Annotated in this window: 10 protein-coding genes; 8 read left to right on the plus strand and 2 right to left on the minus strand. The window is 63.4% G+C overall.

Translation table 11 applies throughout. From position 1 onward, the window contains the following. Positions 1-6 precede the first annotated feature (6 nt). The 5 genes from gtdA to V6M61_RS05325 all read left to right on the plus strand — a co-directional run bounded on the left by gtdA (position 7) and on the right by V6M61_RS05325 (position 5,117). Positions 7-1,083, plus strand: coding sequence for a gentisate 1,2-dioxygenase (gtdA, locus tag V6M61_RS05305; RefSeq protein ID WP_332775528.1), 1,077 nt, complete (start codon positions 7-9; stop codon positions 1,081-1,083). Beyond that, positions 1,080-1,775 (plus strand): fumarylacetoacetate hydrolase family protein, encoded by a 696-nt coding sequence (locus tag V6M61_RS05310; protein WP_332775529.1) that lies wholly within the window; start codon positions 1,080-1,082, stop codon positions 1,773-1,775. Before gtdA ends, V6M61_RS05310 begins: the two co-directional genes overlap by 4 nt. Before the next feature lie 279 nt (positions 1,776-2,054). Then, a complete protein-coding gene (locus tag V6M61_RS05315) occupies positions 2,055-2,519 on the plus strand; it encodes a TRAP transporter small permease (protein ID WP_332775530.1) in 465 nt (154 codons plus the stop codon). Between the two features lie 118 nt (positions 2,520-2,637). Beyond that, on the plus strand, positions 2,638-3,957 hold the full coding sequence (locus V6M61_RS05320; protein WP_332775531.1) for a TRAP transporter large permease: 1,320 nt from the start codon (positions 2,638-2,640) through the stop codon (positions 3,955-3,957). 107 nt (positions 3,958-4,064) lie between these two features. Next, entirely contained in the window at positions 4,065-5,117 is a 1,053-nt protein-coding gene (locus V6M61_RS05325) for a TRAP transporter substrate-binding protein (RefSeq protein ID WP_332775532.1), read from the plus strand. 205 nt (positions 5,118-5,322) lie between these two features. Here the strand turns inward: V6M61_RS05325 and V6M61_RS05330 are convergent, their stop codons facing one another. Continuing rightward, on the minus strand, positions 5,323-6,273 hold the full coding sequence (locus V6M61_RS05330) for a LysR substrate-binding domain-containing protein (protein ID WP_332775533.1): 951 nt from the start codon (positions 6,271-6,273) through the stop codon (positions 5,323-5,325). A 122-nt stretch (positions 6,274-6,395) separates the two neighbouring features. Here V6M61_RS05330 and V6M61_RS05335 point away from each other — a divergent pair, with 122 nt between their 5' ends. The 3 genes from V6M61_RS05335 (at position 6,396) to V6M61_RS05345 (ending at position 8,918) form a co-directional block, all read left to right on the plus strand. Next, positions 6,396-7,169 carry a maleate cis-trans isomerase family protein gene (locus V6M61_RS05335; protein ID WP_332775534.1) on the plus strand — a complete coding sequence of 258 codons (774 nt, stop codon included), beginning with the start codon at positions 6,396-6,398 and terminating at the stop codon, positions 7,167-7,169. Between the two features lie 23 nt (positions 7,170-7,192). Continuing rightward, entirely contained in the window at positions 7,193-8,188 is a 996-nt protein-coding gene (locus V6M61_RS05340) for a Bug family tripartite tricarboxylate transporter substrate binding protein (protein WP_332775535.1), read from the plus strand. 175 nt (positions 8,189-8,363) lie between these two features. After that, on the plus strand, positions 8,364-8,918 hold the full coding sequence (locus tag V6M61_RS05345; RefSeq protein WP_332775536.1) for an NUDIX hydrolase: 555 nt from the start codon (positions 8,364-8,366) through the stop codon (positions 8,916-8,918). An 18-nt stretch (positions 8,919-8,936) separates the two neighbouring features. On the opposite strand, the gene V6M61_RS05350 is transcribed toward V6M61_RS05345, so the two are convergent. Continuing rightward, positions 8,937-9,932 carry an ABC transporter ATP-binding protein gene (locus tag V6M61_RS05350; protein ID WP_332775537.1) on the minus strand — a complete coding sequence of 332 codons (996 nt, stop codon included), beginning with the start codon at positions 9,930-9,932 and terminating at the stop codon, positions 8,937-8,939. Positions 9,933-10,124: the final 192 nt, after the last annotated feature.

Raw genomic sequence — 10,124 nt, forward strand, 5'->3', positions numbered from 1 at the left:
GCCTCCATGGACATGACACCACCGCCCAGTCAAGCCTGTGCAACCAATGGTGCGGCGCGCAAGGCCTTTTATGAGGCCATCGCCGCCCGCAACATGACGCCGCTGTGGGAGGTGCTGCACGCCCTGGTGCCGCCGCAGCCGGCCACGCCCTGCCTGCCTTCGCTGTGGCGCTACGGCGAGGTGCGCCCCTACCTCATGGAGTCGGGCCGGCTGATCACCGCAGAGGAAGCGGTGCGCCGCGTGCTGATTCTGGAGAACCCGGCACTGCGCGGGCAGTCGGCCATCACGCAGTCGCTGTATGCGGGCCTGCAGCTGATCCTGCCCGGCGAAATAGCCCCCAGCCACCGCCACACCCAAAGCGCCCTGCGTTTTGTGGTGGAGGGCCGCGGCGCTTACACGGCCGTCGATGGCGAGCGCACCACCATGTCACCCGGTGACTTCATCATCACCCCCAGCTGGACCTGGCACGACCACGGCTGCGACGGCCAGGAGCCGGTGGTCTGGCTCGACGGGCTGGACATTCCCATGCTGCGCTTTTTTGATGCCGGGTTTGCCGAAAACGGCAGCACCCAATCGCAGCCCGTGACCCGAGCCGAGGGCACCAGCTACCAGCGCTACGGTGCCAACATGCTGCCCGTGCGCTACGACGCGCCGTTTGGCCAGACCTCGCCCATTTTCAGCTACCCCTACGAACGCACCCGCGAGGCCCTGCACCAGCTGGAGCGGCAAGCCCCCATCGACGCCTGGGACGGGGTGAAGCTGCGCTACGTGAACCCGGCCACGGGCGGCTCGCCCATGCCCACCATGGCCACCTTCATGCAGCGCCTGCCGGCGGGCTTTGCGGGTCAGCCCTGGCGCCAGACCGACGGCGCGGTATTCAGCGTGGTCGAAGGCCATGGCAACGTGACTGTCGCGCGCGACGAACAGGTCTGGACTTTCGAGTTCGGCCCGCGTGACCATTTTGTGATTCCGTCGTGGCACACTGCCCAGCTGCGTTCGGCGCAAGGCTGTGTGCTGTTCAGTTTTTCAGACCACCCGGTGCATCAGGCGCTGGGCATACACAGAGAAGAAAGGTTGTCATGAGCTTTGTATTTACCCCACCTCCCATCGCCTCCGTCCCGGTGGTCGGCAAGGCCGAGCGTTTTCCGGTTCACCGCATTTACTGCGTGGGCCGCAACTACGAAGAGCACGCCAAGGAAATGGGCTTTACCGGCCGCGAGCCGCCGTTTTTCTTCCTCAAGCCGGCGGACGCCATCGTCGCCGTGGAAGCCGGCCAGACCGGCACCATCCCCTACCCCAGCCTGACCAAAAACCTGCACCACGAGATTGAGCTGGTCGTCGCCATTGGCACCGGCGGCAAGAACATCTTGGCCGTTGACGCCCACAAACACATCTACGGCTACGCCGTGGGCCTGGACATGACGCGCCGCGACCTGCAGACCGAGATGAAGAAACAGGGCCGCCCCTGGTGCATTGGCAAGGCCTATGACCAGTCGGCCCCGATCGGCCCCATCACACCGGCGGCGCAGGCGGGCGATGTGAGCCATGCCGGGATCTACGTGCAGGTCGGTGGCGTGGACCGCCAGCGCAGCAATGTCTCCAAACTGATCTGGAACATCGCCGAGACCATCGAGCACCTGTCCACCGCCTGGGAACTGCAGCCGGGCGACCTGATTTACACCGGCACCCCCGAAGGCGTGGCGGCGGTGGTGTCGGGCGACACCATGGTCGGGGGCGTGGACGGCCTGGGCACGCTGACCGTCAAGGTCGCCTGAAACAAAAACCTGCTGGCGCAACGAAGGCCTTGCGCCCAGGCTGCGCAGGGTTTCGTTCGCCGGCCGTTTGCGCGATTCACGCACACCCGCTCCGATCATCGCGCAAATACCCGGGTCGCTCGGGGTAACCCGCCTGCCCAAGCGCGCCGGGCATTTGCATAATCAACCCAAAAAAAGCACGGTGACATTCCGGTCACACGTTGCCGGCACCATCCCCCAAGCCCGCAGATAACGTTCTTCTGGAGACACCGCTTGAATCTATTGAATCTCTTGCAAAACTTGGCTAAGCTCTGCGCCATCCTGGCCGGCCTCTTGCTCACGGCAATCACGCTCATGACCTGCGCCAGCCTGATTGGCCGCAACACCGCAGGGGCCACGCTGGCCGGCGATTTTGAATTGACCGGCGTGGCTGCCGGCGCAGCCATTGCGCTGTTCATGCCGTTTTGCCAGCTCATGCGCGGCAACATCATTGTTGATTTCTTCACCACCAGACTCAGTCATGCCACCAACAACAAGCTGGACCGCTTCGGGGCCCTGCTGCTGGCCCTGATGTTTGGCCTGCTGGCCTGGCGCACCACGCTGGGCGGCATCAACTCCTGGAGCACGCATTCCGAAACCCAGATCCTGGGCTTTCCGGAGTGGGTGGTGTATGCCGCCATGGTGCCGCCTTTTGTACTGACCAGCGTCATCGGCCTGTGCCAGGCGGTATTTGGCTTTGGCAAGGGCCTGGAGGCGCACCCATGAGCCGCCGGGCCGTTCCCAAGGCGAATACCGCAGCGCATGGCGCGGGAGGTTACCCAATGAGCCGCCGGGCCGCTCCCAAGGCGAATGGCACCGCAGCGCGTGGCGCAGAGGTTACCCAATGAGCTCCATCACGCTTGCCCTGATCATTTTCGGCATCATGCTGGTTTTCATGGCCGTGCGCGTGCCGATCGCGGTGGCCATGTTCACGGCCGGCGGCATCGGTTATGTCATGCAGACCGGCTGGGCCCCGTTTTCAAACTTCATCAACACCCAGGCTTTTGCACGCTTTGCCAGTTATGACCTGTCGGTGATCCCGCTGTTCATCCTGATGGGGCATTTCGCCACGCAGGGCGGCATCAGCAAAGCGCTGTTCCAGTTTGCAGCCGCTGTGATGGGCCGCTTCAAGGGCGGCCTGGCCATGGCCTCGGTGCTCGCCTGCGCCGCATTTGGCGCGATCTGCGGCTCTTCGGTCGCCACCGCCGCCACCATCACCGGCGTGGCCCTGCCCGAAATGAAGCGCCACGGCTACTCCGGGCGGCTCGCCACCGGTACGCTGGCCGCCGGCGGGACCCTGGGCATCCTGATCCCGCCTTCCGTGCCGCTGGTCATTTACGCCATCCTGGCCGAACAGAACATTGCCAAGCTGTTTGCGGCGGCCATGGTGCCGGGCATCATCGCCATGTTCGGTTACATGGCGGCCATCGCCATTTATGTCCGGCTGGTGCCGGGCCAGGCCCCTGAAGTGGACGAAGAGCGCACGGCCCTGACCCTCGGCACCATACTGGGCGTCCTGCCGATTGCCATCATTTTTGTGGTTGTTTTCGGCGGCATTTACGGTGGCTATTTCACGCCGACGGAAGGTGCCGCCGTGGGCGCGGCGGCCACTTTTGTGGCCGCGCTGCTCAAGCGCGAAATGACCTGGGCCAAGTTCAAGCGGTGCTTTTATGCCACCGCTGAAAGCTCGGCCATGATTTTCCTGATCTTCATCGGCGCCGACCTGATGAACTCGGCACTGGCACTGACCCAGGTGCCCAGCCAGCTCGCAGGCGTCGTCGGCAGCTGGGGCCTGTCCCCGCTCATGGTGGTGACGGCCATCCTGCTGTTTTACGTCGTGCTGGGCGCGGTGATGGACGAGTTGTCCATGCTGCTGCTGACCATCCCGATCTTTTTCCCGATGGTGATCGGGCTGGATTTCGGCATGGCCAAGGAGTCGGTCGCCATCTGGTTCGGCATCATGGTGCTGATGACCGTGGGCTTCGGCCTGCTGGCACCGCCCGTGGGGCTCAATGTCTACGTCGTCAATGGCCTGGCCAAGGACGTGCCGATCAGCGAAAGCTACCGCGGCGTCATGCCCTTCCTGATCAGCGACACCCTCCGTACCATCGTTTTGCTGCTGTTCCCCGCCATCTCGCTCTGGCTGGTGCAGTACATCGGCTAGCGGCAATAGTCAGAGCCAATGATCAGGACAAATAGCCAGGGCATTCACGGCTTCTCAAAGCACCCCGATTCCTTTAAGTTACCACCATCGTTACAGGAGACAACCCCATGATTCAGCGACGCACCCTTCTCAAATCCGGCGCAGCCGTGGCCCTTGGCGCACCGGCGCTCTCTAGCCTGGCCCAGCAGTCCGTGACCCTGAAGTTCCATACCTTCATGTCGCCCCAGTCCAACGTCTGGCTGGGCATGCACAAGCCCTGGATGGAGAAGATCGAAAAAGAATCCGGTGGGCGCATCAAGTTTGAAGCCTATCCCGCCATGCAGCTCGGCGGCACACCGGTGCAGCTCTATGACCAGGCCAAGGACGGCATCGTCGACGTGGTGTGGACCCTGCCCGGCAATACCGCGGGCCGTTTCCCGCGCATCGAGGTGTTTGAGCTGCCCTTCATGATGAGCAACGCCGAAGCCGCGTCCAAAGCGTACTGGGAGTACGTGCAGACCGTGGCCGTGGACGAATTCAAGGACACCCAGGTCCTCGCCCTTCATGTGCATGGCCCCGGCGTGATCCATACCGTCGACAAACCCGTGAAGTCGATTGCCGACATGCGCGGCCTCAAGCTGCGCGCCCCCACACGCCAGGTCACCAAATTGATGGGCGTGCTGGGCGCGACGCCCGTGGGCATGCCACTGCCGCAAATTCCCGATGCGCTGAACAAAGGCACCATCCAGGGCTGCGTCATTCCCTGGGAAGTCGTGCCTTCGGTCAAGGTCAACGAGCTCACCAAGTTCCACGCCGAATTCGATCCGGCCGGTGGCAGCCTGTACACCACCACTTTCGTGATGGCCATGAACAAGGCCAAGTACAACTCGCTGGCCCCGGACCTTAAAAAGGTCATCGACAACAACTCCGGCATGGCCACGTCAGCCTGGCTCGGCAAGGTGCAGCAGGGCAACGACGCTGCCGGCCGCAAGAGCGCCAGCGACCGCGGCAACACGATTTACACGGTCAGCGCGGCCGAAGCGCAGGAATTTCGCCGCAAATCGCGCACCGTGGAAGTGGAGTGGGTGGAAGACATGAACAAAAAGGGCTTCGACGGCAAGAAACTGCTGGACACGGCACGCAGCCTGATCGAGAAACACACCAAAACGACCAAGGTCTGAAAACGGGCGAACAGGGATAAAAAAAACCGGGCCAAACCCGGTTTTTTTGTAACTACTCAACTCAGTGCGTGCGATTCGCTTTTCTTGCTCCCTCGCCCTTTGGGAGAGGGTTGGGGTGAGGGCCAGCGGCGTATAAAAAACTGCCGTCTTTCGCATTGGTCGCAGCCCCCAAGGTGCCGCTGGCCTGCAAACTGACAGCCCCCGCTCAGCGCCCCGCCCACGACGGCAGACTGCCAGCCCAATCCAGCAACAGTTTTCTGAACTCCGCCACCGCAGGCGCGGCATCGTCGGTGCGCCAGAGCACATACACATCGCCATTGATGTTGGGCATGCTCGCCTGGCGGGCACGCGCCCCTTTGGCAGCCGCCTGCGGCGTGGGTCCCAGACGGCAAATGCCCACGGCATCGGACCTGAGCTGCGCCATGGACGCCGGCACCAGCGCCACGCCCAGACCCGCCGCCACCAGATTCAGCGCCGCCGGCACCTCGACCACCTGCTGCGCAATGCGCGGCGCAAAACCCGCCTGCACGCAGGCTTCAAACAGGCGCGCGGCAAAAGGCGAGGAGTCCAGCCGCAAAAACACAAAGTCCTCGTCCCGCAGATCGGCCAGGCTGAGCTGGCGGCGGCGGGCCAACCGGTGACCGGGCGGCAGGGCCACCACCACCGGGTCGCGCCACAGCAGCGCGGCACTGATTTGCGTGTCATTGAGCCGGTTGCGCGACACGCACAGGTCCAGCCGCCCATCGCGCAGCGCCTGCAAGTGGTCGGCCGGTTTCATCTCATGCAGCACCACCTCAACGGCGGGCCGCTGCAGGCGAAACTGTTGAATGAACTTGGGGAACGGCCCCAAAAAATGCGAGCCCGCCAGCCCCACCTGCACCCGCCCCTGCAGGCCGCTGGCGACGCGCGTCACATGGCTGCGCGCCTCGTCCAGCCGCGCCAGCACCGCCTGCGCGTGGGGCAAAAAGGCTTTGCCGGCCTCGCTCAGCACCACGCTGCGGCTGGTGCGGTCAAACAGCCGGGCCCCCAGTTCCGCCTCCAGGCTGGCAATCTGAAAACTCAGGGGCGGCTGCGACACATGCAGCCGCCTGGCCGCTCGGGTAAAGCTCAGCTCGTCCGCGAGCACGGTGAAGTAACGAATCTGACGCAGCTCCATGGTGCGGCTTTCAGGGCGTTTATCTATCTGGTTTCGGTATTGATTTATCTTGATTATGTATTTGTTTGTATGGATTAAACAGCGAAGAATCGGGGCTTGAACAAGTCATCAGGAAGACAGCCATGCCATCAGCAAAACACCCAGCGCACAAAAATTACCGGGTCGGTCTTATCGTGCCCAGCTCCAACACCACCATGGAAACGGAAATTCCGGCCATGCTGCGCGCACGCGAGGAAGTCCTGCCCGAGCGCTTTACGTTTCATTCCAGCCGCATGCGCATGAAGTCGGTCACCCAGGAAGAGCTGGCGGCGATGGACCGCGACTCCGACCGCTGCGCGCTGGAGCTGTCGGACGCGCGCATGGACGCCATGGGCTACGCCTGCCTGGTCGCCATCATGAGCATGGGCAAGGGCTACCACCGCGAATCCCAGCGCCGTCTGCATGAAGTCACCGTGGCCAACGGCCTGCCTGCACCCGTCATCACCAGCGCAGGCGCTTTGGTCGAGGGCCTGCAGGCCCTGGGGGCCAAGCGTGTGGCCATCATTGCACCCTATATGAAGCCGCTGACGCGCATGGTGATTGATTACATCGAGAACGAAGGTATTGAAGTGATTGACAGCATTTCGCTCGAAATCCACGACAACCTGGCCGTGGGCGCGCGTGACCCGAAAGCCCCTGCCGAGCTGTGGAAGCAGCTCAATGTCAAGGGTGCTGACGCCATTGTGGCCTCGGCCTGCGTGCAGATGCCGTCGCTGGCCTCGGTGCCGCTGATTGAAGCAGCCAGTGGCTTGCCCGTGGTCTCCAGCGCGGTCTGCACCACCTACGCCCTGCTTAAAAGCCTGGGGCTGGAGCGGCGCCTACCCAACGCAGGTGCGCTGCTGTCGGGCCGTTATTGATTATCAAAAAAGGAGACTGACTCATGAACGCTTTTACCCAAACCTCAACCCTGCGCCGACTGCTTGCGGGCGCCAGCGCCGCCCTGCTGGCAAGTCTCGCCACCAGCGCCACGCTGGCCCAGGCCTACCCCAGCAAGCCCATCAACCTGATCGTACCCAACCCGCCGGGCGGTTTTGTCGATGCCTCGGCCCGCATCCTGTCGGACTCGCTGGCCAAAGTCACCGGCCAGGCCGTGGTGGTGGACAACCGCGGCGGCGGCAGCGGCAACGTGGCCTACCAGGCGGTGGCGCGCGCCAACCCCGACGGCTACACGCTGCTCAATTCGTACTCGGCCTACCATGTGGGCAACCCCAACCTCACCCCCAAGCTGCCGTGGGCGCAAAAGGACTTTGTGCCGGTGGCGCTGATCACGGTGGCGACCAACGTCATCGCCGTTCACCCGTCGGTGCCGGCCAAAAATCTCGGTGAATTCATCAGCCACCTCAAGGCCAACCCCGGCAAGCTCAGCTACGCCAGCCAGGGCAATGGGTCGCTCTCGCACATCGGCACGGAGATGTTCAAGCTGCAAACCCAGACCAGCATGGTGCACATTCCCTACCGTGGCTCCGGCCCGGCCCTGCAAGACGTGCTCTCAGGCCAGGTACAGGTGTTCATCACCACCCCACCCTCGGTGATGGGGCAGGTGCAGGTTGGCAAACTCAAAGGCCTGGCTGTGGCCGGCAAAACCCGCCACCCCGGCTTGCCCGCGGTGCCGACCACCGCCGAGGCCGGTTTGAAGGGTTTTGAGCTGGAAGCCTGGGTGGGTATTTTTGCCCCTGCGGGGACACCTGCCGACGTAGTGAGCAAGCTCAGCAGCCAGATCAAGGCCGCGCTGGAGCTGCCAGAAACCAAAACCCGTGCCGACGGTGCTGGCGTTGAACTGCGTTACCTGCCACCCGCTGCGCTGGACGCCCTGGTCAAAAAGGACACCGACTTTTGGGCCAAAACCATCAAGACGGCAGGCATCAAGGCCGAATGAGTTTTTGGACGCAGGCACGCCGTTGAGGGCAAGCTCTGAAAACCGGGCCCAGCCCCGGTTTTTTTATGCAATTTATGCCATCAGCCCATTAAATACGGGCGCAGTAAGCTATATCTTTGATAGCAAATTGCCTGGCACACCAGGCCGCCGGCCGCAAAGCCGCTACACTTATTTAATGCATCGTCCCCCCTTGAAACACTGCCGCGTCTGCGGCACGGCCGTCGTCTACCGCTTGCCCGACGATGGCGACACCAAGCCGCGCGCCGTCTGCCCCGCCTGCGGCACCGTGCATTACGACAACCCGCTCAACGTGGTCGGCACCGTCCCGGTGTGGGGCGCCGAGGGCGAGCAGGTGCTGCTGTGCAAACGCAATATCGAGCCACGCTGGGGCAGATGGACGCTGCCCGCCGGCTTCATGGAGCTGGGCGAAACCACCGCGGAAGGCGCCGCCCGCGAGACCCACGAGGAAGCCGGCGCACAGTTCGAGATGCAGGGGCTCTTTACCGTCATGAATGTGGTCAGCGTCGGCCAGGTTCATCTGTTCTACCGTGCCCGGCTGCTCAGCACCGAGTTCAAGCCCGGTCACGAAACGCTTGAAGCCCGGCTGTTCACCGAGTCAGAAATCCCGTGGGACGAGATTGCGTTCAGGACGGTCCGGACAACGCTGGAGCACTACTTTGCAGACCGGCGCAGCGGGGCATTTGGCGTTCACACCGTCGACATCACCTGAGAGCCTGCTCTCAGGAGCTCAGACGCGATTTTCTTGCACGGCGTGGCAGGCGATCTTCACGCCCTGAATCGTCAGCAACTGCGGCCGTTCGGCCCGGCAGCGATCATTGGCATGCGGGCAGCGCGGGTGAAAGGTGCAGCCGGTCGGCGGGCTCAAGGGATTGGGCACTTCGCCCTGCACCGGGGTGCGGGCGCGGCCGGTGTCGTGCATTTTCGGAATCGCGTCCAGCAGCATGCGGGTGTAGGGGTGGCGCGGCGCGGCAAACAGCGTTTGCTTGTCCGCCAGTTCGACCAGCCGCCCCAGGTACATCACCCCCACCTGATCGCTGACATGGCGCACCACCGCCAGGTTGTGCGAAATAAACAGGTAGGTCAGCCCGCGCTCGCGCTGCAGGTCTTTCATGATGTTGAGCACCTGCGCCTGCACGCTCACGTCCAGCGCCGAGGTGGGCTCGTCACAGACCAGGAATTCGGGCTCGGTGGCCAGCGCGCGGGCAATCGAAATGCGCTGGCGCTGGCCGCCCGAGAACTGGTGCGGGTACTTCACCATATCCAGCGGGGAAAGGCCCACCGACTTGAGCAATTCGCCGACACGCTCCTTGAGCTGGGCCTTGTCGGTGATGATCCCGTGCTCCGTGAGCGGCTCGCCCACGATGTCTTCGACAATCCAGCGCGGGTTCAGGCTGGCGTAGGGGTCCTGAAAAATCATCTGGATGCGGCGGCGCAGCTGCTGGCCTTGCGGCGCCTTGAACGCGGCATGGGCGTCCTGGCTGTCGAAGGTCAGGCCGCCGCGCGTGGGCTCGTACAGCCCTACCAGCAGGCGGGCCACCGTGCTTTTGCCGCAGCCCGACTCGCCAACCAGCGCCAGGGTCTTGCCTTTCTCGATCTCGAAGCTCACGCCATCGACTGCGTGCAGCAGGGTGCGCGGCTTGCGCTCGAGCACGCGGTTGAGCCAGGGCGCGGAGACGTCGAAGGTTTTGGCGAGGTCATGTGCCTGGACCAGGGGTGCGCTCATGATTGCCTTCCTCCCTCTCCCTCTGGGAGAGGGTCGGGGTGAGGGCACGAGCGCCCGGAAGCCCTCACCCTAGTGTGGTGTTGCATGCTTGATGGCACAAATAAAAATGATGGATTTTTGGTCAGGGCAAGGCGCAAACCACAGCGATACCCGTAGGTATCGCGCGGATTTGCAACGCCGCCATGGCCGAAA

This window comes from Polaromonas sp. (assembly GCF_036676035.1).
In the GTDB taxonomy this organism is placed as follows: Bacteria; Pseudomonadota; Gammaproteobacteria; order Burkholderiales; family Burkholderiaceae_C; genus Polaromonas.

Coding starts and splice junctions, on each gene's coding strand:
- gtdA (WP_332775528.1), top strand. CDS start 7: ATGGACATGACACCACCGCCCAGTCAAGCCTGTGCAACCAATGGTGCG.
- V6M61_RS05310 (WP_332775529.1), top strand. CDS start 1,080: ATGAGCTTTGTATTTACCCCACCTCCCATCGCCTCCGTCCCGGTGGTC.
- V6M61_RS05320 (WP_332775531.1), top strand. CDS start 2,638: ATGAGCTCCATCACGCTTGCCCTGATCATTTTCGGCATCATGCTGGTT.
- V6M61_RS05325 (WP_332775532.1), top strand. CDS start 4,065: ATGATTCAGCGACGCACCCTTCTCAAATCCGGCGCAGCCGTGGCCCTT.
- V6M61_RS05330 (WP_332775533.1), bottom strand. CDS start 6,273: ATGGAGCTGCGTCAGATTCGTTACTTCACCGTGCTCGCGGACGAGCTG.
- V6M61_RS05335 (WP_332775534.1), top strand. CDS start 6,396: ATGCCATCAGCAAAACACCCAGCGCACAAAAATTACCGGGTCGGTCTT.
- V6M61_RS05340 (WP_332775535.1), top strand. CDS start 7,193: ATGAACGCTTTTACCCAAACCTCAACCCTGCGCCGACTGCTTGCGGGC.
- V6M61_RS05345 (WP_332775536.1), top strand. CDS start 8,364: ATGCATCGTCCCCCCTTGAAACACTGCCGCGTCTGCGGCACGGCCGTC.
- V6M61_RS05350 (WP_332775537.1), bottom strand. CDS start 9,932: ATGAGCGCACCCCTGGTCCAGGCACATGACCTCGCCAAAACCTTCGAC.